22 protein-coding genes are annotated in these 23,161 nt (G+C 41.9%); 11 read left to right on the plus strand and 11 right to left on the minus strand.

Annotation, left to right across the window (positions count from 1 at the left end):
- The first annotated feature begins 4 nt into the window (after positions 1 to 4).
- On the plus strand, positions 5 to 205 hold the full coding sequence (locus tag UYK_RS0112920) for a hypothetical protein (protein ID WP_026086456.1): 201 nt from the start codon (positions 5 to 7) through the stop codon (positions 203 to 205).
- Between the two features lie 138 nt (positions 206 to 343).
- Here the strand turns inward: UYK_RS0112920 and UYK_RS0112925 are convergent, their stop codons facing one another.
- From UYK_RS0112925 to pilM, 5 genes are all read right to left on the minus strand, one after another.
- Complete coding sequence (locus UYK_RS0112925) at positions 344 to 730, minus strand: four helix bundle protein (protein WP_009457350.1); 387 nt, start codon at positions 728 to 730, stop codon at positions 344 to 346.
- Positions 731 to 789: 59 nt separating this feature from the next.
- On the minus strand, positions 790 to 3,183 hold the full coding sequence (locus tag UYK_RS0112930; protein ID WP_009457349.1) for a type IV pilus secretin family protein: 2,394 nt from the start codon (positions 3,181 to 3,183) through the stop codon (positions 790 to 792).
- 282 nt (positions 3,184 to 3,465) lie between these two features.
- Positions 3,466 to 4,221, minus strand: a complete 756-nt coding sequence (locus UYK_RS0112935) for a hypothetical protein (RefSeq protein WP_009457348.1) — start codon at positions 4,219 to 4,221, stop codon at positions 3,466 to 3,468.
- Positions 4,218 to 4,982 (minus strand): PilN domain-containing protein, encoded by a 765-nt coding sequence (locus UYK_RS0112940; RefSeq protein ID WP_009457347.1) that lies wholly within the window; start codon positions 4,980 to 4,982, stop codon positions 4,218 to 4,220. Before UYK_RS0112940 ends, UYK_RS0112935 begins: the two co-directional genes overlap by 4 nt.
- 169 nt (positions 4,983 to 5,151) lie before the next feature.
- Positions 5,152 to 6,258 (minus strand): type IV pilus assembly protein PilM, encoded by a 1,107-nt coding sequence (gene pilM / locus UYK_RS0112945; RefSeq protein WP_009457346.1) that lies wholly within the window; start codon positions 6,256 to 6,258, stop codon positions 5,152 to 5,154.
- Positions 6,259 to 6,401: 143 nt separating this feature from the next.
- Between pilM and UYK_RS0112950 the strand changes: the two genes are divergently transcribed.
- Positions 6,402 to 7,703 (plus strand): ABC transporter substrate-binding protein, encoded by a 1,302-nt coding sequence (locus UYK_RS0112950; RefSeq protein WP_009457345.1) that lies wholly within the window; start codon positions 6,402 to 6,404, stop codon positions 7,701 to 7,703.
- A 242-nt stretch (positions 7,704 to 7,945) separates the two neighbouring features.
- On the opposite strand, the gene UYK_RS0112955 is transcribed toward UYK_RS0112950, so the two are convergent.
- The 3 genes from UYK_RS0112955 to UYK_RS0112965 all read right to left on the minus strand — a co-directional run bounded on the left by UYK_RS0112955 (position 7,946) and on the right by UYK_RS0112965 (position 10,244).
- Positions 7,946 to 9,262, minus strand: coding sequence for a bifunctional folylpolyglutamate synthase/dihydrofolate synthase (locus tag UYK_RS0112955; protein ID WP_009457344.1), 1,317 nt, complete (start codon positions 9,260 to 9,262; stop codon positions 7,946 to 7,948).
- Positions 9,263 to 9,402: 140 nt separating this feature from the next.
- Positions 9,403 to 9,528 (minus strand): photosystem II protein Y, encoded by a 126-nt coding sequence (locus UYK_RS0112960; RefSeq protein WP_009457343.1) that lies wholly within the window; start codon positions 9,526 to 9,528, stop codon positions 9,403 to 9,405.
- A 188-nt stretch (positions 9,529 to 9,716) separates the two neighbouring features.
- Positions 9,717 to 10,244: a gamma carbonic anhydrase family protein gene (locus tag UYK_RS0112965; RefSeq protein ID WP_009457342.1), complete on the minus strand. Its 528-nt coding sequence runs from the start codon at positions 10,242 to 10,244 to the stop codon at positions 9,717 to 9,719.
- On the opposite strand from UYK_RS0112965, the gene UYK_RS0112970 reads away from it, so the two are divergent.
- The 6 genes from UYK_RS0112970 (at position 10,234) to map (ending at position 16,195) form a co-directional block, all read left to right on the plus strand.
- Positions 10,234 to 10,416, plus strand: a complete 183-nt coding sequence (locus UYK_RS0112970) for a hypothetical protein (protein ID WP_016871528.1) — start codon at positions 10,234 to 10,236, stop codon at positions 10,414 to 10,416. The two genes, UYK_RS0112965 and UYK_RS0112970, sit on opposite strands and share 11 nt — an antisense overlap.
- Positions 10,417 to 10,449: 33 nt before the next feature.
- Positions 10,450 to 10,959: a TIGR02652 family protein gene (locus UYK_RS0112975; RefSeq protein WP_016871529.1), complete on the plus strand. Its 510-nt coding sequence runs from the start codon at positions 10,450 to 10,452 to the stop codon at positions 10,957 to 10,959.
- A gap of 181 nt (positions 10,960 to 11,140) precedes the next feature.
- On the plus strand, positions 11,141 to 11,593 hold the full coding sequence (locus UYK_RS0112980; protein ID WP_026086457.1) for a VOC family protein: 453 nt from the start codon (positions 11,141 to 11,143) through the stop codon (positions 11,591 to 11,593).
- 180 nt (positions 11,594 to 11,773) lie between these two features.
- Positions 11,774 to 14,596 carry a M16 family metallopeptidase gene (locus tag UYK_RS0112985; RefSeq protein WP_009457339.1) on the plus strand — a complete coding sequence of 941 codons (2,823 nt, stop codon included), beginning with the start codon at positions 11,774 to 11,776 and terminating at the stop codon, positions 14,594 to 14,596.
- A 91-nt stretch (positions 14,597 to 14,687) separates the two neighbouring features.
- Positions 14,688 to 15,155 (plus strand): cupredoxin domain-containing protein, encoded by a 468-nt coding sequence (locus tag UYK_RS0112990; protein ID WP_009457338.1) that lies wholly within the window; start codon positions 14,688 to 14,690, stop codon positions 15,153 to 15,155.
- Positions 15,156 to 15,367: 212 nt separating this feature from the next.
- Positions 15,368 to 16,195 (plus strand): type I methionyl aminopeptidase, encoded by an 828-nt coding sequence (gene map / locus UYK_RS0112995; protein WP_009457337.1) that lies wholly within the window; start codon positions 15,368 to 15,370, stop codon positions 16,193 to 16,195.
- 191 nt (positions 16,196 to 16,386) lie between these two features.
- Here the strand turns inward: map and UYK_RS0113000 are convergent, their stop codons facing one another.
- From UYK_RS0113000 to UYK_RS0113010, 3 genes are all read right to left on the minus strand, one after another.
- Entirely contained in the window at positions 16,387 to 17,517 is a 1,131-nt protein-coding gene (locus UYK_RS0113000) for a CO2 hydration protein (RefSeq protein ID WP_009457336.1), read from the minus strand.
- 131 nt (positions 17,518 to 17,648) lie between these two features.
- On the minus strand, positions 17,649 to 19,145 hold the full coding sequence (locus UYK_RS0113005) for an NADH-quinone oxidoreductase subunit M (RefSeq protein WP_009457335.1): 1,497 nt from the start codon (positions 19,143 to 19,145) through the stop codon (positions 17,649 to 17,651).
- A gap of 230 nt (positions 19,146 to 19,375) precedes the next feature.
- The gene (locus UYK_RS0113010; RefSeq protein ID WP_009457334.1) at positions 19,376 to 21,232 is read right to left on the minus strand and encodes an NAD(P)H-quinone oxidoreductase subunit F; all 1,857 of its coding nucleotides are present in this window, start codon (positions 21,230 to 21,232) and stop codon (positions 19,376 to 19,378) included.
- A gap of 637 nt (positions 21,233 to 21,869) precedes the next feature.
- Here UYK_RS0113010 and UYK_RS0113015 point away from each other — a divergent pair.
- The 3 genes from UYK_RS0113015 (at position 21,870) to ccmL (ending at position 23,062) form a co-directional block, all read left to right on the plus strand.
- Entirely contained in the window at positions 21,870 to 22,178 is a 309-nt protein-coding gene (locus tag UYK_RS0113015; protein WP_009457333.1) for a carbon dioxide-concentrating mechanism protein CcmK, read from the plus strand.
- Between the two features lie 230 nt (positions 22,179 to 22,408).
- Positions 22,409 to 22,753 (plus strand): carbon dioxide-concentrating mechanism protein CcmK, encoded by a 345-nt coding sequence (locus UYK_RS0113020; protein ID WP_009457332.1) that lies wholly within the window; start codon positions 22,409 to 22,411, stop codon positions 22,751 to 22,753.
- 6 nt (positions 22,754 to 22,759) lie between these two features.
- Positions 22,760 to 23,062: a beta-carboxysome shell vertex protein CcmL gene (gene ccmL, locus UYK_RS0113025; protein ID WP_009457331.1), complete on the plus strand. Its 303-nt coding sequence runs from the start codon at positions 22,760 to 22,762 to the stop codon at positions 23,060 to 23,062.
- Positions 23,063 to 23,161: the final 99 nt, after the last annotated feature.

The raw sequence follows: 23,161 nt of genomic DNA on the forward strand, positions 1-23,161 counted from the left end.
GCCTTTGTCTTCTCTTAGCTGTTTGAGTCTGATCTCCAGAGGATTGCTGAATTTGGTTTATGCTCGTCAGATTCAGTTTCGGAAACTTGATAAAAATAATCAGCGGCGATTTGCCTGTCGCATTACTTGGAACAACGGTGACAAAGATGTTTTTTTAGGGAATGATGCTCAAGCGATCGCCCAAAAACTTCGACAAATTACATAACACAAAAGTTTTCTTGCTCCCATGCTTTGTGTGGGAGTGGGGAGGTGGGAGTGTGAGAAGTGGGGGGAGTGTGAGGAGTGGGAGAGAAAAGATTCTTAATCTACGCCTGTCATTCCTCTACTTCTTTTCTTCACCTTTCTAATGTTTCATTAACCAGGATTCGGAATTATTAATCATATTGTTGAAGCCACTAAGAACCTTGTTATAAGTTCTGTAAACTTCTCGACCTGTATCACTGTTCAAGTAACCACATTTGACGGCAAACTCTATCCATGTTTGAGTTTCAGCTGCTTCTGCTTCACAATCATTTAACTTAGCTACAAATGCAGCCTTGTATCTTCGTTTTCGCCAAGCCTCTGCAAAATTAGCACAAACAGAACGAGAAGAACGACGAATTTGGTCAGTTAATGAAAAACGTTCCTCAATAGGAAACTTTTTAGACAGATCAAAAATTTCCATTGCAGCATCAAACGCCATCTTATAAACTTCTAAATCTTGGTGTTTTTTCACTAAACCTTTAACCATCTTCCTCAACCCCTCACACCCCTCACACCCCTCACACCCCTCACACTTACAATCACCTACTACTTCGGAACCTGCAACCCCCGACGCTCAAGTATTTGCCGTACCTCTGGGCTAGGAGTATAGCTATAGCCATAAGATGATTTCTCAGAATCATCTATAATTTGAGGTGTGAGTAATACGATTACTTCATTGCGCTGATTCTGTTTGTTTGTCCTTCTAAACAGTGAACCAATTAGGGGAAGATCTCCCAGGATAGGAAGCTTAGAGACAGTAGCTCTTTCTGTGTCTTGAATGATGCCACTGAGAATTAAAGTCTGACCATCGCGTAGACGAATCAAACCGGAATTAAGCGACCTTTGAGAAACTAAGAATATTTGCTGGCTACCTGTACCTAAATTAAGGTTAGTAGCAGCTTGAGGTGCTTTGACAGTCGGAGCCACCGAGAGAGAAACAAAACCATTGTCATCAATGCGATCAACTTTGACAGCTAGGGTTAAACCCACATCTTCTTTCTCTGCTGTAACTGTTTGTGTAGAACTGCCGTCACCTCGTGTAATTTCGTTCTTAATATTTCCCACTACTTGTTGAGTCAAGTTGACATTAGCTGTTTGACCTTCTTGCACAATCAAAGTCGGGTCAGTTAGAATTTTGGCATTACCACTTTGCACCTGAGATTGGAGACTGAGGAGAAAACGTTTGGGGAACTGGTACAAAGAAGGAAGAGAGAATGTATATTTGTCAGGTGTTCCTGGAGTTGTTGTAGTTTGAAAATCATACCTAGTCGGTAGCCCTGTAGCAGGGTCAATTGCAGTCGGCACTATTTCGGTTGTGGTTTGTCCCGGAGTTCCCGGAGAAAACTCTGAGATACCGGGTTGTAGTGGGTTTGTACTCACAGGTGGATTAGCGGAAGGTCTACCTTTTGGATTAAAGAAACCATTATCCAGAAATACACCATCTCCCTCAATAGGATTGGTTATTACTGGTGTACCAGTCACACTAGTTCTTGCTTCTGCACTAGTAGCTGGTCTAGAACCGCCAAAATTTAAAGCTGCTGCACCGCCGTCATTGACGAAAAAGTTATTGCCAATACCAAAAGAAAAGCTAGTGTTAACGTCTTTGGTATTTAAAAGGTTAACATCAATAATTTTGATATTAACTGCCACTTGCCGACGGCGTACATCTAGTTGAGTAAGTTGAGCCATTGCTATTTCAACCAATCTTGGTGGCCCAATCAAAGTCAAAGAATTTGTCCGTTCATCTCCGAGTGCTTGTAAACCCCTAAGTAAAGGTTTGGAATCCTGAAAATCTATGCGTTGAGTTTCAACTCTTGTTTCTGTAGTGGTCTGAGTTTGAGTAATCGGAGCAACTCCATTACCCACAGGAACAGCACTGACATTAGTGACTTGGCGTTCACGATTGACAGCACTTTCTGCACCCAAAGACACTAAAAAGTTAAGAGCAGTCCCTACTGTTACCTGATTCAGTCGCAAGTTCCGCATGACGACATCACGGGTGGAATTGGGTAGCCTTGGCCCGACAAAAACTGTGCGACCACTGCGGTTTGCTTCCAAACCACTCAGACGCAAGACGTAGTTAAATACATCTTGCACTGGCTCATTTTCTATATCTATGGAAATTGTCGGTCCAGCTGCTTGTCCCCCTTGTCCTCCCTGTCCCCCTTGTCCTCCAGTTGTTTCTGCTCCTGAATAAGCCAAATTCAAACCAGCAGCACGAGCCAGCAATGATAATACTTCCCTGACTGGTGCATCTCGCAGCACAAGCCGGGGTACACGTTCTTGAGTTCCTAAGTCAACGCTGCTGGGAGAAGCATCAATATTAGAAATGGCAATGTCTCCTACTGGTGGTGCAACAGCTCTAGGTAAGAAAGGTGGAGCTTGGGTTTGACCTTGTCCTGGTCCGGCTGTTTGCGCTGGTGTGCCGTCAATACTGACTTGCGGGTTCGGAACTACAGACGGGACTGATGGACTGGGATTAGGAGTCGGTGCTTGGGGAGGTGTGGGTGCTGATGCTGTGGTTCCTGTACTGGGAGTTAAGCCAAGAGTAATGTCGTTTGTTCCACGCATCAAAGGCTGAGTATTAGGAGCGCTGTCAGTACCAATTGCCAATACTCTAATGCTATTGGTATCTAGTTGAGTCACCTCAATCGAGGCAATTCCTGGAATGGGATTATCTTTGCGGAAACTATTACCTTTGGGTAAACGTAGTTGAGTGTTAATAATATCTGCAACTAAAGTTTTGCCCCTCTGGGTCGTAAAAATTTGCGGTCGAGAGCCAGAAGAAGTTTTTAAAACAACATTCACTCCGCCATTAACTGTTTTTAGCTGCACATCTGTAATTTGAGTAACCTGTGCTTTAACTGGTTGAGCAGCTAAAAAAACTATTGTGGTAGCACCTAATATAAAATCTAAACCTTTACCGTGAAGCTGTCTCACAGTTCATTCCTCACATTTCACCAATTTTTTTGACTATTTTTGTGACCAATTTTTCGGTATTTATACGTAAGTGCGATCGCTGCTAATTGTGTTTATAGTTTGTATATTTCCCAAAAATTCTGCTGAAATATCACAGTGTCACTAAATTAGGTGGTTAGTGGTTAGTGGTTAGTGCTTATTCCCCTACTTCTCACACCCCTCACACTCCACCCTTACGGGAAGCCGCTACCGCGTCTACACACCCCTCACACCCCTCACACTCCCCACCTCCCCATCACTCCATCACTTCTTCGGTGCTGCTTGAAGGGCTGCGATATCTTCTGGAGTTAGTGGCATCAGCGCCTGTAATTGAAAAGATGTAGAAATAGGTGCTGGTCCTATCCGCAATAGCCTTTTGCCTGGTTCTGAAGCTGGTTGGGGAGCTAAGGTAGATTGATAGTCTTTTACTATTAACAAAGGTTGCAAACGCTCAATATTGCGGAGTATTGATTGCGTTTGTTCATAAGTTCCGATAATTTCCACATTCACACTTCTACGCTTCAGCTTGCCATCTACTTGTTTCCCTAACGAACCATCATTAATTGGTTCAGCTTTATCTGAAACTGGTACAAATTTCCTCAGTTCGGCTCTGGTAGCATTGATAGCAACTGTGGCGTTGTTAGACTCAACTAGACGATTCAAGTCCAGCAGTAAGGTGTCTAGGGTTTTCTCATTCGCAAACAAACCTAAAACTTGAGTTTGTTGCTGTTTGGCGTCTGCTAGTTCCTGTTTAACTTTATCTATCTGCTTGATGGTGGCTTTCTTTTGGTCAACTTGTCCTTGTAGTTCACTTTGTTTAGCTTGGTTTTGTCCAAAGGTTTCCCAAGCCGGCATGACTAAGTTGAATAACATGTAAAGCGCACCAGCAAATCCCAACACCCCTACTAAGATGCCTATAACCTTGGGTGTAAAGCTAATACCAAAGACAACGGGGTAGGCTGATGCAGCCTCTAGTGATTCCCCATCTTCCACAAAATTAATATCTTGACTCAGCGTCATTTTTGAATGACTCCTGTTTTTTGCAAACTGCGAATACGTGCGACTAATCCCACTGTGCCTTTTTGTTCTAATTCTCGGATTAAATCCGAAGCTGGGATATCGCTAAGGCTGGCTTGAATAGTGTATCTGGCTACTTTCGGTGGTTTAATGGCTACACCTGTTTGAGTACCAGGATTTTTTACTGGTGCATCTACTAGTTCTGTGGAAATAATTTTGACATCACTAGCTTTAAAGAAACGAGATTGTTGCAAACTAAGCAAGAAATCATTGACATCATTAAAAGAGCGAGCTAAACCAGTAATTTCTACTCCACCGGCGGGATTTGGTGGAGGCTGTCCCTCGACTGCGGCAGCAGGTGCTATTTGCTTGACATTTTCTATTTGTACTGTAGCTGGAATGCGATCGCGCAAATCTTGTAACATTGCAGACCAAGGACGAATCTGATCAAATACAGCCACTAAAGATTGAGTTTCCGCCTTAACTTTATTGGTTTCTTCCTTAATCTTATTAATACTACCGATTTGGGCATCTAAGCTTTTGCTCTCCTCTTCCAGCTGTGCAACTACTTGCTCCAACTCAGCATTTTTTGCTTGCAAAAGCCACCAACCAGTTGCTACAAAAGCCGGAAAAATAACACCAATCGCCACTCCAATAAACACAGGTGCTAAGTTTCCTGTTTTAATCGCTACTTTTACCTTTTTTTCACTATTTTTGGCAAAATTTGGCCGATCATTGAGAAAATTAATATCTAAACTATACATTTTTCATCATTTGTAATTGGTTAGTAGTTAGTAGTTAGTAGTTAGTGGTTAGTGTTAATGGCTTACTACTCCTCACACTCCTCACACTCCACCCTTACGGGAAGCCGCTACCGCGTCTACACACTCCTCACACTCCCCACACTCCCCATCACCCCATCACCCCATCTCCTCACACCTCCCGCATCCCAAGACCCAGCACTATCCCCAACCCAGGACGTTGCACACTGGGAAACTTTTCTTCGTCAACTTGCAAAGACAAAGATCCTATCGGGTCTATTTGGGAGGTCGGCAAACTCAATCTTTGTGTGAAGAACTCATCTAACTGTGCCAATCCTCCACCCGGACCTGACAAGAAAATTTGTGCTACCTCTAAATTTTCACTTTGGTTGAGATAAAAATCGATGGAACGGCGTAGTTCATCTGTCAGCTCTCCCAACACCCGCATCATTGCTGCGACACCAGGATTAGCTTCGGTGACACCCGTTTTTGCGCCTTCCATAGTATTGAGAGGAATACTCATCCCCTGCAATAATTCCATATCTCGTGATGCAGGTAAACTCATTGCTCTGGCCAGTGCCATTTGCATTTGATAAGTTCCCAAGGGGACTGTCCGTGAAAATTGTGGTACTCCGTTGACAATAATGGCAATTTCTGTGCTGTCGAATTCTATATCGACTAAAACTGCTGCTTCCTGTGGCCCGTATTGCCGCAACTGGTCACGAATTGTCCGAATCAGCGCAAAAGAATTGATTTCTAAGACATCAATTTGTAACCCTGCCTGCTCGAATGTATTTATGTAGGTATCAGTAATTTCCTTGCGAGTTGCAACCAGTAGCACTTGTACTTTTTCAATCCCATCTTCATCTATAAAGTACCCAAGTTTCTGATAATCTACATCAGCTTCTTCACGAGGATAGGGTAAATATAAGCTTGCTTCATGGTTTAACACCATCTCGCGTAGCTCTTTATCATCTAATTCTGATGGAACGGGTATCAGGCGCACAATTGAATCTCGTCCTGTGACAGCAGTGGCAACCCGAGAAGCTTTTATTTTACTCTCTGTGAGTGCCTGCTGAATGATTTGTGCCATTGCTGGAGGATCAGCAATTTGACCATCAACAAAAACACCTTCTGGAACCGGTACTGATGTTAAAGCGTCTAGTTTCAGACCTTGGCGTTGTTTGCGTAAACGAGCGACCTTGACGCATTGTGGCGCCAGTTCGATGCCAATTCCACCTCTAGATTTGCTAAACAGATTATTGATGCTTTTAACCACTGTTTTGTCCGCATGAATGCTAAATTGAAAAGTTTAAATATTAAAAGTCAATTGTTAAGAGTCGTGACCATTGACAATTGACCATTGACCCTTGATCACTCATCAACTTTTCACCCTGATTTAACTGAAAAACTATAAGCACAATGATTCAAGTTCAAAAATTCAAAAGATTAACTATTTGGGCGTTAGTTGGCTTACTGACAAGTTGGATTGTCAGTTGCAGTACAGGTAACGTTAACCCAAGCACAAAACAGGCATCTTCAGGAGCGGCAAAAATTGAGTTTTGGACTATGCAACTCAAACCTCAATTTACCGACTACTTCCAAAGCTTAATTGCGACTTTTGAATCGCAAAATCCAGGTGTAAAAGTTAACTGGGTGGATATACCTTGGGCGGAAATGGAAAACAAAATTTTAACAGCTGTCTCCGCAAAAACGCCACCTGATGTTGTGAACCTAAATCCGGATTTTGCATCTCAGTTAGCAAGTAGAAATGCTTGGTTAGACTTGGATACAAAAGTCCCAAATAACGTACGCTCTTCATATTTACCGAATATATGGAAAGCTAGCACACTGAATGGTAAGAGTTTTGGAATACCCTGGTATCTCACCACACGGCTAACTATTTATAACACTGATTTATTAAAACAGGCAGGTATCAATAAGCCACCTGCTACTTATACTGAATTGGCACAGGTAGCTCAACAAATTAAAGATAAAACTGGTAAGTATGCCTTTTTTGTCACTTTTGTTCCGCAAGATTCCGGTGAAGTTTTAGAATCTTTTGTGCAAATGGGAGTCACCCTAGTAGATGCCGAAGGAAAAGCTGCTTTTAACTCTCCGCAAGGTAAAGCAGCATTTCAGTATTGGATAGATCTTTATAAAAAAGGGTTACTTCCCAAAGAAGTATTGACACAAGGACATCGTCATGCTGTAGAGTTATATCAATCTGGAGAAACGGCGTTACTAGCTTCAGGCCCGGAATTTCTCAAACAGATAGCTAATAATGCACCTGCGATCGCTAAAGCTTCTGCGATCGCACCTCAAATTACTGGTGACACGGGTAAGAAAAATGTCGCTGTGATGAACGTAGTTATTCCTCGTGACACAAAGCAACCAGATGCTGCTGTCAAATTTGCGCTGTTTCTAACCAATGATGAAAATCAGCTAGCTTTTGCGAAACAAGCAAATGTCCTACCATCCACAATCAAGGCTTTATCTGATAGCTATTTCAAGAATGTATCAGCAAATGCCTCAACAATAGATAAAGCTAGGGCAATTAGCGCTAGTCAAATGCAACAAGCAGAAGTTCTAACCCCTACTTTGAAAAATTTCAATATTCTGCAAAAGGCTATTTATGAAAACCTGCAAGCAGCAATGTTAGATGAGAAGACTGTGGATAAAGCTGTAGAAGATGCAGCACAGGAGTGGAATAGCCGTATTTAATAGTCAATGGTCATCCGATTTTGGATTTTGGATTTTGAATTACTCCCACAGAGCAATCTACTTTCTTGTACCATCAAGGAATTATAGGTCATAGATATGTAAAAGTCATTTTGTTTAGAAGCATTCAAATCCTGATTTTGCGAATTTTACCGCCTTGGAATAAATTCCAAGGCCAATAGCTAAAGTCATTTTTAACTGACTGAAATCAAGACAAATTTAGCTTGAACCCACTTTAGCAGGTTTTAACTATTGGCTCTTAATTCTTTTAAAAAATGCCCAATTAAATATAATGAACCACATAAAACAACCAAATCATCCGTCGAGGAAAAAGCGGCTTCTAGTGCGGATGTGACATCTGGAAAAGTATTACAAATACTCAATTCTGGACAAATATCCCTAGCTAGCTTTGCTAATTCCTCAGGATTAGCTGAACTATGATTGGGTACTGGTACTAAATACAATTGGTCATTTGGTCGGAGTAAGGCTTGAAAAATTTCCTGATGATCCTTAGTTGAAAGCATTCCCATTACCCAAGTTACGCCGATTTTGGATGGGGTATCAAAGAATGGGAAAATATCAGCTTCTCTAGGATTTAATAAAATATCTACATAATTTCGCAAAACTTGAGCAGCTGCCGGGTTATGAGCGCCATCAAGCAATAGTTTATAATTTTTCCAGTTAATCCATTGCATTCGTCCTGGCCACTGGGTTTTAGCCATACCATTAATAATGGCTTGCTCAGAAATCTGCCAACCCTTTTGTTGCAAAATTTCCAAAGCACATAAAGCTATAGCTGAGTTTGTCAACTGAATTTGTCCCTGTAGCGGCAAAGGGTATTTGATAGGGTGACCTTTCTCCCCACCACCCAATCTTTCATATTCTGCCCATCCCGCAGCAATTTGACGGGCTGGTTGTGGTGTGTAGATGGGGCATTGCAATTCCAAAACGCGCGATCGCACAACTTGTTCTGCATCTGGTGGCAAGGGGCCAATCACAGCCGGACATCCCACTTTGAGAATACCCGCTTTTTCTCTAGCGATATCGGCAACGGTAGGGCCGAGCCGCTGCCAATGTTCGCGACTAATGGATGTAATGACGGTAATTAGAGGTTGTTCACAGACATTAGTAGCATCTAAGCGTCCTCCCAATCCAACTTCTACTACCGCTACATCAACTTTTTCCTGAGCAAAATATAACCAAGCTGCTGTGGTAATCACCTCAAACTGAGTCGGTAAGTCATCATTCGGGAAAATAGCAGCTTTAACTTCTTGCAATAATTTGCAAAATTCCTTAGAAGAAATTGGCTGTTGATTAATACAAATACGTTCTGTCCAATCAACTAAATGGGGGGAGATGTAGCGTCCCGTGCGATATCCTGCCTCCGTAAGAACCGAAGAAATATAGGCACAAACAGAACCTTTGCCGTTAGTACCAGCAACATGAATTACTGGAACTTGATGATGGGGATTACCAAGATTTGCCAACAATTTTTGGCTGGAATCAAGTCCCAAACGGACGCCAAACTGTTGGAATGGTTGTAATAAGGAGTCGATATCCACAAGTTTTTAAAGGTTGGTGCTTGATGGTTGATGGTTGGTAGTTGATTGTCAACAAACAACCAACAACAAACAACTAAATAATAAAACCGACTGCTTTGATGAGAAACAGCCGGTATCAGACTGATGATGTTGAGTATATTTTATGCTTCTTTATTCAAAAAGCTTTGTACTTGTCTTAAAGCAGCAGCGCCAATATTAAACAATGCCCAACCAGCTGCGATCGCAACTGGCGCTAATACGATAACCACACGCATATCTAAGTCCATATTTAATACCCTCTCTTAAGTACAACTTAAAGTATTGTCAACACTTCTCATTTTTTTATTTTTAGCTGAAGTGGACAATTTTTCCCAAATAATATGTAAAGATTCTTTACAAACTTAGTCAATTGTCATTTGTTGGTTGTTGGTGGTTAGTGGTTAATTGTTTACTACTCCCCATCACCCCACCTTCCTCACTCTGCGCTAAAACCAATATCAGTTCCTTTCCCAGCATGGACTAAACCTAACTTTTTGTAACGTTCAGCGTGTTCAATCAATTCTGCTGCCTGAGTGTCTGTGACTTGACGCAATACCTTTGCAGGAGTCCCAACTACAAGGGATTGAGGCGGTACATCTTTGGTGACGACTGCGCCAGCCCCTACAATGCTGCCAGTCCCGACTCTGACTCCATCTAAAATAATTGCCCCAATTCCAATCAAACTTCCACGTTCAATGTAGGCTGAATGTACCACAGCACGATGCCCTACGGTAACATGGTCTTCTAAGATTGTGGGCTTACCCGGATCTCCGTGTAGAATTGCTCCATCTTGGATGTTGGTGCATTCGCCAATTTCAATTCGTTCTACATCTCCCCTAATGACTGCTCCATACCAAATGCTCACCCCTGCCGCTATTTTCACTGAACCAATAACAACAGCGTTAGGTGCAACGAAGGCAGCTTGAGAAATATTAGGAGAAGACCAGTAGAAAGTGTTAGACACGATAGAATATGAATATGAATATGGTACTCAGGAACACTGGAAAATTTCCAACCTTGGAGGCTGGTTGCAAAACCAGAATATCATGGCTTCGAGCCTGTTCGCTGAGGCAGCAGTCAGTAAATACGCTTATGATGTGGCGCAGAAGTGTAACAAAAACCAACGTCACTGGTGAAGACAAAACCATTCTTCTTATATGCACTTCATGATGAATCCAGGCTTGCAGTACCCAATATTTGGCCCTGAAATACAGTGTCCCCACTGCCGACAGACAATACCGGCACTTACACTGACAGATACCTATCTGTGTCCCCGTCATGGCGCATTTGAAGCCAACCCTAAAACCGGAGAGTTGATTCATTTGCAGTCTGGACGACATTGGCGCAGATGGAATGGCGAATGGTATCGGCAACATACTCATCCCGATGGCATTCGATTTGAAATTCACGAAGCCCTAGACAAGTTATATACACAAGGTTATAGAGCAACACGGGTGATTATCGCTCGCCGCTATCTGGAGTTGATGAGTGGGTATTTAGAACGCAGCACTCCTTGGCGGGGAGGACAGCCGGAAGGGACTGCGGCACGGCTATATGGTTTGCCAGTAGAATTTAGCCCAGATTCCACAGAAGAACCCTGTTGGGAAGTAATTAATTTTGATTTGGAAAAAGAACCTGGCGTGCCTGTGCGCTACCCTTATTTTCGATTGTTTGAATAATAGTTATTAGTTCGTTGTAGGTGGTTGGTAGTTGTACAGACGTGCCATGGCACGTCTGTACATTGGTTATTGGTTAGTGGTTAGTAGTTGGTTGTTGTTTATGGGGTATTCCCAATGCCCAATTACCAATGCCCAATTACCAATTACCAATTACCAATTACCAATTACCAATTACCAAATTATGCACCACGCTTCCATTCGTACTGCTAATATCCATAAAGCGATCGCCTTCTATGAACAACTAGGGTTTACAGTTTGCGAACGCTTCACCACTGGTTATACTCTTGCTTGTTGGATGGAAGGACTAGGCGGCAGAATAGAGCTGATTCAAATACCAGAACCAAAACCAGCGCCAGATGCCTTTACCGACGAACATTATGTAGGCTACTATCACTTGTCTTTTGACCTGACTGAAGTTACTCCCGATTTACCTAGCTACTTGAAAAATTTAACAGAATCTTTTGCTCTAGCTGCACAAGAGCAACCAGAATATCTACAACCACTGAAGATTTTGTTAGAACCCACACAACAGCAAATAGGCGATCGCGTTTATGAAGTCGCTTTTATTGCTGATACTGATGGCTTACCCCTGGAATTAATTCGAGTTTTAGCAACACTAGGGGACAGGGAATAGGGAATCGGGAAAAGGGGAAAGGTAAAGAACTTTCACCCCTCAGCTAGTTGTCATTTTATTACTTTCTCAGTAGAATATTCTTTCTCTGTAGTGTTGCTGAGGTAACAAAATCCCTAGCAGCAATACACTATAGTCATAGAAAATTCTGTAATTTAATTTACAGATACATTAAGCAAATACATGTCTGTGTTTAACAAGTTGCATAGATATCGTCTCTCTATTTTTGTGTTAACTCTCTGGTTAATTACGGTTTTGCTACTGAGTGATGGATCAGCTACTAGTCACACGACCGCAAATTTTTCCAAAGTAAAATCACTTAAAGAAAATGTTTTAAAAAAGACAACAAAAAATTACGTGACAGAGAACGTTTCCCAGACAGTACTGGAAAATGGTTTGATGGTGCTGACAAAGGAAGTCCATTCAGCACCAGTGGTATCGGTACAGATGTGGTATAAGGTTGGCTCGCGCAATGAACAACCAGGTGTAAATGGTATTGCCCATCAATTAGAACATATGATGTTCAAAGGCACAAAAAACCGTCCAATTCAATTTGGACGTTTGTTTAGTGCTTTAGGTAGCGACTCCAATGCTTTCACTACTTATGATCAGACTGCATACTATAACACAGCAGAACGTGACAAGCTCAACGCTCTGCTGATATTAGAAGCAGACAGAATGCAAAATGCTCTAATTGATGCAGAGAACCTAGAAAGTGAAAAACGGGTAGTGATTTCTGAGTTGCAAGGCTACGAAAATAGCCCAGAGTATCGCCTAAATCGTGCGGTATTACAAACAGTATTTCCTGAACATCCTTATGGCTTACCTGTAGGTGGCACTAAAATTGATGTTGAGAAATTTCAAGTTAAACAGGTACAAGAATACTATCGGAAGTTCTACAGTCCCGATAATGCTGTTTTAGTAATTGTTGGTGATTTTGACACAGCCAAAACCCTGAAAGTTGTGAAAGATATATTTGGGAAAATACAGAAAAGCCAAGTATCAAGTGTCAAAAGTCAAGTATCAAGCGTCAAGAGTCAAAAAGTTTCCCACTCTCCTATAATCTTGCGCGAACCGGGAGCAAACGCATTGTTGCAAGCGATATATCCTTTACCAGATGTAAATCATCCTGATATACCAGCGTTAGATGTGATGGATTACATCTTGACAGAAGGGCGGAACTCTCGGTTGAATCAAGCATTGGTGGAATCTGGTATAGCAACCGATGTGACAGGTTCCATTGTGAGTTTGCACGAAGCTGGTTGGTATGAATTGTCTGTGACTGCTGCACCCGGCGAAAATTTGAAAAAAATTGATACAGCGATGCAAAAAGCGATCGCATCTGTTGCTGTGCAGGGAGCAAAAGCAGAAGAAGTGAATCGCGCCAAAGCACAGTTAGAAGCTGCTGTCATTTTGAATAACCGTGATATTACCAGTCAAGCAATGCAGCTGGGTAACGACCAAACAACGGCTGGTGATTATCGCTACACAGAACGCTATCTAGCAGCCGTCCGTCGGGTAACAGCTACAGATGTGCAACGTGTCACAAATAAATATTTGCAACAGAAAGCACGTTTTGTTGGCAATTTTGAACCCACTCAAATCCAAGCATTAGAAAAGAGCAACACTAAATTACACTCTACACTCATCACTGAAAATTTCTCTACTGGTACACCAGAAGTAGCTTCCGAGGTGGTGAAATATTTGCCACCCGTGGATATGAAAACAGTTCCCACTGGGCTATCCCTAACTCCACCAGAGCAATTCAAATTATCTAATGGCTTGGAAGTGTTGTTGTTGCCAGACAAAAGTACGCCAACAGTGACCTTGAGTGGCTATATAAAAGCTGGTAATGAATTTGACCCAGAAGCGAAAGCCGGACTCGCATCTCTTGTGGCAGAAAACTTGATGAACGGGACTAAAACGAGGGATGTATTGGCGATCGCAAAAGCTTTGGATGAACGCGGTGCTAGTTTAGATTTTGAGTCATATCGTGAAGGTGTAGAAATTCAGGGTAGCAGCTTAGCAGGAGACTTACCTGTTGTTGTGCAAATCTTAGCAGATGTAGTCAAAAATCCGACTTTTCCCAGTAAAGAATTAGAACTGACTCGACAACAAGCTTTAACAGACTTGAAAGAGGAATTAGACGATCCGACAGAAGTTGCCAAAAGAATATTTGTGCAATCTGTGTATCCGAAAAACCATCCATTGCACAAATTTGCTACCCAAAAGAGTTTACAGCGCATTCGTAGAGAAGATTTAGTTGCTTTTAAAGCAAAACACTACCGTCCAGATGCAATGGTGCTAGCACTGGTAGGAGATTTTGATCCTCAACAAGTGCGATCGCTCATCGAAGCTGAATTTGGTAACTGGCAAGTTAGCGGTCAAGCTCCAAAATTAGAATACCCTGTAATATCAGTACCAGACAAAATTATGCGTGTGAATCCGGTGTTACCAGGTAAAGCCCAAGCTGTTACTTATATGGGTAACACAGGGATTAATCGCCGAGATCCGCGATATTATGCAGCATTGGTATTAAATCAAATACTAGGAGGCGATACTCTATCCAGTAGACTAGGGGCAGAAATACGCGATCGCCAAGGCTTGACCTACGGAATTTATAGCACCTTCCAAGTTGGAAAAAACGTTGGTATATTTTTAATTGAAATGCAAACAGCACCAGAAGACACAACTCGTGCCATCAACAGCACTCGCCGACTTCTAGAAGAAATTCATCAGCAAGGTGTCACCCCTGAAGAATTGGAAACAGCAAAGCGTACTTTGATCAGTAACTACAATGTTTCGCTTGCCAATCCAGACGAGTTGTCATACAGAATATTGATGAACCAGGTGTACGGGTTAGATAAAGAAGAATTGCGCTCTTTTGTTAGTAAAATTGCCTCAGTCACCCTTGAGCAAGTCAATCAAGCAGGTCGTGAGTTACTCCATCCCGATAAAATCGTTGTGGTGACTGCTGGGCCAACTATAGTAGCGGATAGTCATTAGTCATTGGTTATTGGTTATTGGTTAGTAGTTAGTGGTAAATAGCTAATAACTAACAATCAACAAATGACAAAGAACAAAGGACAAAGGACAAATGACAAAAATATTCCTAAAGATTTTACAATTTATATGCATTGTACTGGTGCTACTAAGTTTCACTATTCTCACAGCTACTCCAACAGAAGCAGCAAGCTTATCTGGGGATTTACTGAAGCAGCCGCCTACAGAAATTACAGTTAGCCTTGGTAACTCTGCTAATGAACTGAAATATGAGCCAAATCATCTAGAATTTTTGGCAGGTAAACGTTACAAGTTAAAGCTGATTAATCCTAGTAATCAAAAGCACTACTTTACTGCCAAAGACTTTGCTGATGGAATTTGGACACAAAAAGTCGAAGCTGGCAAAGTAGAGGTAAAAGGAGCTATTCATGAAGTGGAACTGAAGCCAGGGGCTGAGGCTGAGTGGGTATTTGTACCGATTAAGCCTGGTAAGTATGGCTTACGTTGTCCAATTGCAGGACATACTGAAGCTGGGATGACAGGAGATATTGTTATTCAGTAAACAGTTATCAGTTGCCAGTTGCTAATATGCGAATGGTGAAAAAGGTGGAAGTCACAAGGTAAAAATACGTTAACTTAAAATATAGATACTATTTCCCAACTAACCTTAGCCTGCTCATACAGTAGTTAGTAGTTGCTTCAAACAACAAATAATGAACAACTAACAACTAAAAATGAAAAAAGCAGCAAGGTGCAAATAACTACTAATTTCCCATGAACATTCTAAGTAACCTGCTTTCTCAACCAACTCAAAATAACCGTCCCAAGAGACAACGCAGAGGTATTGAAATTAAGTCGCCACGTGAAATTGAAATTATGCGGCAATCAGCTAAAATTGTGGCAACTGTGCTGAAAGAAATTTCTGAGTTGGTACAGCCAGGAATGACCACAGCTGACTTAGATGCTTATGCGGAAAAACGCATTCGGGAGATGGGTGCAACACCCAGCTTTAAAGGCTATCACGGCTTTCCTGGTTCTATCTGCTCCAGTATCAATAATGAAGTGGTGCATGGCATTCCTAGCAAGAAGAAAGTTATTCGATCTGGGGATGTTTTAAAAGTAGATACAGGAGCTTATTATGAAGGTTTTCATGGTGACTCTTGCATTACTATTGCTGTCGGTGAAGTCACTCCAGAAGCTGCGAGATTGATTCGCGTTGCTGAAGAAGCACTTTATAAAGGTATCGAACAGGTAAAAGCAGGAAATTACCTGATGGATATTGCAGGTGCCATTGAAGACCATGTGAAAGCTAACAAGTTAACCGTAGTAGAAGACTTTACTGGTCATGGTGTCGGTCGTAACCTCCATGAAGAACCTTCCGTGTTCAATTTTCGGACTCACGACATGCCAAATGTGAAGCTACGGGCGGGAATGACACTGGCAATTGAACCAATTTTAAATGCTGGATCTAAGTATACACGGATACTAGCAGACCGTTGGACAGCTGTAACTGTAGATAATGCTTTGTCGGCTCAATTTGAGCATACTGTGTTGGTGACAGAAACAGGCTACGAAATCTTGACAGACCGTTCTCTGGTCTAATTGTTATACCGATTTGAAAAAAAGGCCGTTGCTGAATCAAGATATGAATTTACAATTCACGGATATGTAGAGACGTAGCAATGCTACGTCTCTACAAAAATGTATACAAACATAATTCATGACCAGATTCAGCAACGCCATACAAGCGATCGCTCAAATAAGATTTTAGTAATATATTGTCAACAATTTAGCTACGCATTAACATCCATCAATCGCGATGTTTGTAATCTATCCATCCACTTTTCTAAATAAACTCGGTTAAGTTCCTGTTCTTGTGGATCTTGAGTATCCGCAGGGTAAGGCATAAGTCCCAAAATAGCTGCTGTAGTCACACAGAACATAGACTTTTGGAAACTCATACATATTTGTACTCGCAAATCATCTTCTCCCCGAAGACTACGGCGATATACTTCATGCAAATACTCTGGCAAAAAGTGACGCATATCTTGCATTAACAATGTGGGGGGAATACCGGCGCCGCCGATGGGTAGAGGATCAGCATACAAAGCACCGTACTGAAATCTACCTTGATCTGGTGGAATTTGATATGCTTGGGCATTGTAGGAAACTGTGCCAGGAAAAGGTGTTCCCCGAAAGAAGACAGCTTCTACATAGGGAATTGCTGTATCTGCAAGGAATGTTAAGCCAAGGCTGGCGGGAAGAATTTCGTAAACTTTATTCTTAATTTTGACAGAGTAGGTAATCGGCTTATGTGCAGCTTTTACTAAACCAAGTTTGATGTGATCTACAACTTGCGGAATAGATTTAATTTTGCCTTGATCATAGAGGTCTGATAAGCTGAGAAAAATATCAGCCATCACCCGCCAAAATTGACCCAAGCCACTGTAGTAACAAGAAACGCGCAACTGCTCAATTAAAAAATCAGGAAAAAGTTGATGGATTCCCATCATTATCGGATTATTTTTAAACTTAGCTGCAATCACAGCTTTAGCTCTTTGCTGAAAATCTTTTGTGTCTAAATATTGATCTAGTCCACCGCCACCATGCCAAAACATGGCTTTCATGCAATACTCGGCGTACTCAAAATTAATGCGATCATGCCACCAGTGGCGCAGTAATTTCTGGAAAGAAATTTCGCCATTAAAATATTTGAAAAAAGGGAAAAAAACTAAAAATTGATTTTCAGCAATATAGATAAGATTTTTTGAATAAGCATCTAAAACAACGCCGTAGCTTTTGAGAATACCAACTACTTCTAATACATTTTCTGGGGTATCGCGAAGTAGCGCTTCGCCTGTTTGTAACCGTTGAACAAACTCCGTTAATGGATGGCGAGTACGATTATTTGTAGTAGTTACCATTGCAGTTCTCCTGATTTAAAGGGAGTGGGGACAGGGAGGACAAGGGAGTGTGGGGAGTAATGTAGAGACGTGCTGTTTGAAGCGTCTGGGAGTGTGGGGAGAATAAATAGTGACAAATGACTAATGGATCACTAATCCCTGATCCCTTGCACTGAAACATGAGCAACAACGCTTCGGGTATTGGCTATTGCTGTTGTTGTTGCTTCACTCCAACGGGTTAACCAAGCAGGTTGGATACCTAAAATGACAATCAATACCGCTAGAATGATGGCTGGAGTCCGATCGCTCCAATATACTCTTGGTAGGTTGATGACTTGTGCTGATAAGCGCCCAAAAAAGGCGCGGTTGGTGAGAAGTAAGAAGTAAACCGCAGTTAATCCTGTACCGACCATGCATAACAAAGTTTGCACTGGATAAACTGCAAAACTGGCACGAAAAACGACGAATTCTGCAACAAATCCTACCATTCCTGGAATGCCCGCACTGGCCATAACTCCAATTACAATCAAGCTACCAACTACAGGCATTCCTCGTTCTGGGTTAAACAGTCCCCGCAGTACATCTAAATCACGGCTACCCGCTTTTTTATACACTACTCCCACTAATAAAAACAGTAGTGCAGAGATTAAACCATGACTAATCATTTGCATGACAGTTCCCAATATGCTTAATGGGGTAGCAGCAGCAGCAGCTAACAAGATGTAACCCATGTGTCCAATTGAACTGTATGCCACCATTTTTTTCATGTCTTTTTGGGCGATCGCACAGGATGCACCATAAAGGACGCTGATTACTGCCCAAGTAGCCAAAGCGGGAGATACATATCTCCAAGCATCTGGTAATAAGTACATGCCAAAGCGCAGTAAGCCGTATGTTCCCAACTTCAACAATACCCCAGCCAACAGGACTGAAATTGGAGTGGAAGCCTCTACGTGAGCATCTGGCAACCAAGTATGGAAAGGAACTAAGGGAATCTTGATGCCAAAACCAACTAAAATCCCTGCCAACAGTAAAATTTGGGTTGCTAAAGGTAAGCCTTTGCTGTTGAGACTTTCCAGGGCAAAGCTAGGGGAACCACTCAACCACACTAACCCGAGGAAACTTGCCAAAATTAAAATGCCAGAAAAAGCAGTGTAAATCAAAAATTTAGTCGCCGCATAACCGCGCCTTTGACCGCCCCAAATCGCAATTAGTAGATAAAGAGGAATAAGTTCTAGCTCGTAAAACAGGAAAAATAATAGTAAATCCTGTGCGAGAAATGCTCCACTGACGCCCGCACTTAACAGCAATAGTAAAGAGTAATAAAATCGTGGGCGTTGTATATCTTCGTCTGTACTATAAATGGCAATGCCAGTTAAAAGTCCATTCAAAAGTAGTAAAGGCAAAGATAAGCCATCTATGCCGAGATAATAGTTTAAACCCAAAGCATCTATCCAAGGTAGGAATTCGGCAAATTGTTGACTAACTATGGTGGGGTTAAACTGAACTGCGAGGAAAACTATCCAGGCAAAAGCCAAACTAGCAAAGACTAAAGCGATACTACGGGATAGTTTTCCATTCATACCGACAGGCAAGAAACCAATCAAAGCCGCACCTAATAATGGCAGCAAAATTAAAGCACTGAGCATAGGGGATTGGGGATTAGGGAAGTAAAGGGAGGTGGGGAGATGGGGGAGTGTGTAGACGCGCCGTGCGCGGCTTCCCGTAGGGTGGAGTAGTAAGCCATTAACCACTAACCACTAACCACTGTAGGCCGCGTGCATTTGTACCAAGATATTTAGTTTTCAGCAAAGATACTTATACAAATGCTTCGCCCCTACTAACCACCAACAACCAACAAACAACCATTGACAATTGACTAAAAAGGCAATTTCTCTAATAAGCCTAGTGACCAGCTAATGAAGAAACCTAGTATACTGATGCCGACAAGGATAGTGAGTAAATACCCTTGTGATTGCCCAGATACGCTATATCTCAAGCTTTGTCCACCGAAAATTGCTGCAAATCCTATCAAGTTAACCAGACCGTCTACTAGATAGCGATCGCTCCAAGCGGATATTTTAGAAAATAGGGCAACTGCACCAACTACTGTAAATTTATAGATCCGATCTATGTAAAAGTCGTATCCCAGCAAGTCTTGTACCAGTCTCCAAGCCAATATTCTAGAACGTGACCAAGCTTTATGCAGGTACATTGTAGAGCCAATACCTACTCCTAAGAGAGTAGACAACACCAGCATCGCCACTACATACCAGTTGACGCTTTCCCAGGTAGGTAGGAGATACCACTGCTGCAACATCATGGGTAATAATAGGGTAAGAATTGTGAGAGTTACCATCGGGAAAGCCATTGGCCAAGGGGCTTCTGGGGCGCGGCGGGTCTTTTGCTGCGGTTTTCCCCAGAATACTAACCGGAATACTCTTGTTAAATTTAATGCTGTGAAGCCATTCACAATTACTAGTACCCACAGTACCCAAGGGGTGACTATTGCCAAGCCGTCAGCCCAGGACAACATCGCCCAGAAGCTTCCTAAGGGTAACAGACTTACCATCCCAGCAGAACCAACTACAAAAGCGGTCGTAGTTGACGGCATTCGTGACCATAAGCCGCCCATTTCTGTTAAATCTTGACTGCTGGTGGTGTAAATTACTGAACCACTACTCATGAATAATAGTGCTTTGGCTATCCCATGGGTAAACAGTAAAATCAGAGCTACGCCTCCTTGCTGTAAGCCGACTGCCAAAAACACCAAACCCATGTATGCACTAGTGGAGTGAGATAGTGCCCGTTTGATATCAGTTTGAGCGATCGACACTAAAGATTCACCAATTGCCGTTACTGTACCAATAATTATGAGAGTATTGAGAGCAAAGGGCGATAGTGCTAAGATAGGCTGCATTTTGTAAAGCACATAGGCCCCACCAGCTACTACCATTGAGTTCCGCATCACTGAAGCCGGATTCGGCCCTTCCATTGCTTCATCTAACCATAGGTGGAGCGGGAATTGAGCACATTTACCCGCAGGTCCTGCAATCAATGCTAATCCTAACAAACTTGAAGTTAATGGGCTAAGGTGCACTGTTTGCGCCCATTCATATAAATCAGAAAAATTCAAACTCCCTGCTTTCGTAGACAGAGTTACCACCCCCATTAGCAACAACAAGTCTCCTACACGCTTAGTTAAAAACGCATCTCGTGCTGCTGTGACTACCAGTGGTTGAGCGTACCAAAATCCTACAAGCAAGTAAGTCGAAAGAGTCAGCATTTCTAGCAACGCATAGCTGAGAAATAGGGAATCACTTACTGCTAAGCCGCTTAGGGCTGCTTCAAAAAAGCCCATTAAGGCAAAAAACCGAGCCAATCCCCAATCTTTTTCCATGTAACCCAAAGCGTAAGTTTGTGCCAGTAAACTTAGCCCCGCAATTAAAACTGTTGCCCCAACACTGACTGGTGAAATTTCCAAAGCAAAGGATATGTTTAAATCCGCAGCACTAAACCAGGTCATTACAAAATGTTCTGGTTCTCGATTCCAAATATCCTTGAAGACCAACAGGCTATGGATAAAAGCCAAAAAAGTCGTCAACAAATTAAAATATGCTGCGGGTCTTGGGCCAGTACGACGAATTATTCCCATTGCCCAAGGCAAGGTCAAAATTGCTCCTATTAAGCTATAAAATGGTATCCACCAAGTTGTTGAGAACAAAAACTCATTCATTTAATTTGTCCTTGATGTCTCAGCTTGTAATTCTTCGCCTTGCTAAATGAAATGGATAAGTAAGAGTCTATGATTAAAAGCGTTTAAATTTCATTAAACAGCATTATTTGACTTTTGCTGTCTAATCAATAAGAAATAAAGAGTAATCTTTCCTATAAATCTTTTTTCATTTAAATCTATGCTAACCTCCATTTATTAACTAGAGATTTCTAATGCGAAAATAAACATTTATATGACTGATAATAAAAACTTATAATTTCATTTTTAAATTATCAGGTACAAATAGCGAAACGTGAGGAAGGACACCAATGCTGCTTTGTAGCTTGCTTGTCATTCCCCCAGAGACTGGATTTACGTCTGTATGAAATTGTTTCAGGAAATATTATAAAAAAATTATAAAACAGAAGTAGCTACTCTAGGAATCCGTGAACATTGGTTGAGTAGAATACACATAATCAAAAATTATTAAGTTTTTTTAAACTATTTTATTATAAACTATTATACTAATTTATATTGTCAGGGAAGCCAAGCTTTCTTATGCTTAAGTTGAGAACAGTTAATTAGCTCAAGATGAGCATCCCCGTCAAAAATTTCCACAAAAGAGTACTAATTGCATTAATTGTGTAGGAGTCCTGCGATGCCTATTGCGGTTGGAATGATAGAAACAAAGGGTTTTCCGGCAGTAGTTGAAGCTGCTGATGCGATGGTGAAAGCCGCTCGCGTTACATTAGTAGGCTATGAAAAAATTGGTAGCGCTAGGGTAACAGTGATTGTGCGGGGAGACGTTTCTGAGGTGCAAGCTTCAGTAGCTGCGGGAGTTGAAGCAGCTAGAAGAGTCAACGGCGGTGAAGTGGTATCTACCCATATCATTGCTCGCCCCCATGAGAACCTAGAATATGTTCTACCGATTCGGTACACCGAAGCCGTGGAGCAGTTCCGCACTTAACATAATTGTTTTGCGAAAAGCGAAGTTCCTCGCGTAGCGCGAGGCTTAAAGCTTTTCAAAATGGATTTTAGATTGACTTCGCAGGCAAACGCTTCAAGGGGTAATAGATTGAGAGAGATTTGGCTTGAGATTTAGCAAACCCTAATCCAAAATCTAAAATCTAAAATCTAGAATTTTTGTGGCTTTGCTTGTTTTTGTTTGTTGGAAGCTTCTTAAGGATCGAAAAGAATATGTCAATTGCAGTAGGAATGGTAGAAACGCTTGGCTTCCCAGCAGTAGTGGAAGCAGCAGATGCGATGGTAAAAGCTGCTCGTGTAACCTTAGTAGGTTATGAAAAAATCGGTAGTGGTCGCGTCACTGTGATTGTCCGGGGAGATGTTTCGGAAGTACAAGCATCAGTAGCAGCAGGAATCGAATCAGTCAAGCGAGTCAATGGTGGACAAGTCTTGTCTACTCACATCATTGCTCGTCCCCATGAAAACTTGGAGTACGTTCTGCCAATTCGTTACACCGAAGATGTAGAACAGTTCCGTGAAAATGTGAATGCAATTCGTCCCTTCGGCAGAAGACCATAAATCATAATGCAAATTGCCAAAGTGCGCGGCACAGTAGTTAGCACTCAGAAAGATCCAAATCTCAGGGGTGTGAAACTACTGCTGTTGCAGTTCGTAGATGAAGAAGGACGCATTCTGCCAAAATACGAAGTAGCCGCCGATAGTGTTGGTGCTGGGGTAGATGAATGGGTACTTGTGAGTCGTGGTAGTGCGGCTCGTCAAATTCTTGGCAATGAACAGCGCCCAGTAGATGCCGCTGTCATAGCGATCATTGATACAGTTTATGTTGAAGATCGCATGGTTTACAGCAAAAAAGAGCAATATCGATAACCTTTGGTTAGTGGTTAGTCGTTAGTAGTTAGTAGTAAAAAACAACTAACAACTAACAATCGATAACTAAAAACTAACAATTTTTGAGGAGGAATCTCG

This window comes from Fischerella thermalis PCC 7521, from assembly GCF_000317225.1.
Taxonomy (GTDB): Bacteria; Cyanobacteriota; Cyanobacteriia; order Cyanobacteriales; family Nostocaceae; genus Fischerella; species Fischerella thermalis.

Coding starts and splice junctions, on each gene's coding strand:
- UYK_RS0112975 (WP_016871529.1), top strand. CDS start 10,450: ATGAATCCAGGCTTGCAGTACCCAATATTTGGCCCTGAAATACAGTGT.
- UYK_RS0112950 (WP_009457345.1), top strand. CDS start 6,402: ATGATTCAAGTTCAAAAATTCAAAAGATTAACTATTTGGGCGTTAGTT.
- map (WP_009457337.1), top strand. CDS start 15,368: ATGAACATTCTAAGTAACCTGCTTTCTCAACCAACTCAAAATAACCGT.
- UYK_RS0113015 (WP_009457333.1), top strand. CDS start 21,870: ATGCCTATTGCGGTTGGAATGATAGAAACAAAGGGTTTTCCGGCAGTA.
- UYK_RS0113005 (WP_009457335.1), bottom strand. CDS start 19,145: ATGCTCAGTGCTTTAATTTTGCTGCCATTATTAGGTGCGGCTTTGATT.
- UYK_RS0112935 (WP_009457348.1), bottom strand. CDS start 4,221: ATGACGCTGAGTCAAGATATTAATTTTGTGGAAGATGGGGAATCACTA.
- ccmL (WP_009457331.1), top strand. CDS start 22,760: ATGCAAATTGCCAAAGTGCGCGGCACAGTAGTTAGCACTCAGAAAGAT.
- UYK_RS0113000 (WP_009457336.1), bottom strand. CDS start 17,517: ATGGTAACTACTACAAATAATCGTACTCGCCATCCATTAACGGAGTTT.
- UYK_RS0112940 (WP_009457347.1), bottom strand. CDS start 4,982: ATGTATAGTTTAGATATTAATTTTCTCAATGATCGGCCAAATTTTGCC.
- UYK_RS0112960 (WP_009457343.1), bottom strand. CDS start 9,528: ATGGACTTAGATATGCGTGTGGTTATCGTATTAGCGCCAGTTGCGATC.
- UYK_RS0112985 (WP_009457339.1), top strand. CDS start 11,774: ATGTCTGTGTTTAACAAGTTGCATAGATATCGTCTCTCTATTTTTGTG.
- UYK_RS0113010 (WP_009457334.1), bottom strand. CDS start 21,232: ATGAATGAGTTTTTGTTCTCAACAACTTGGTGGATACCATTTTATAGC.
- UYK_RS0112925 (WP_009457350.1), bottom strand. CDS start 730: ATGGTTAAAGGTTTAGTGAAAAAACACCAAGATTTAGAAGTTTATAAG.
- UYK_RS0112990 (WP_009457338.1), top strand. CDS start 14,688: ATGACAAAAATATTCCTAAAGATTTTACAATTTATATGCATTGTACTG.
- UYK_RS0112980 (WP_026086457.1), top strand. CDS start 11,141: ATGCACCACGCTTCCATTCGTACTGCTAATATCCATAAAGCGATCGCC.
- UYK_RS0113020 (WP_009457332.1), top strand. CDS start 22,409: ATGTCAATTGCAGTAGGAATGGTAGAAACGCTTGGCTTCCCAGCAGTA.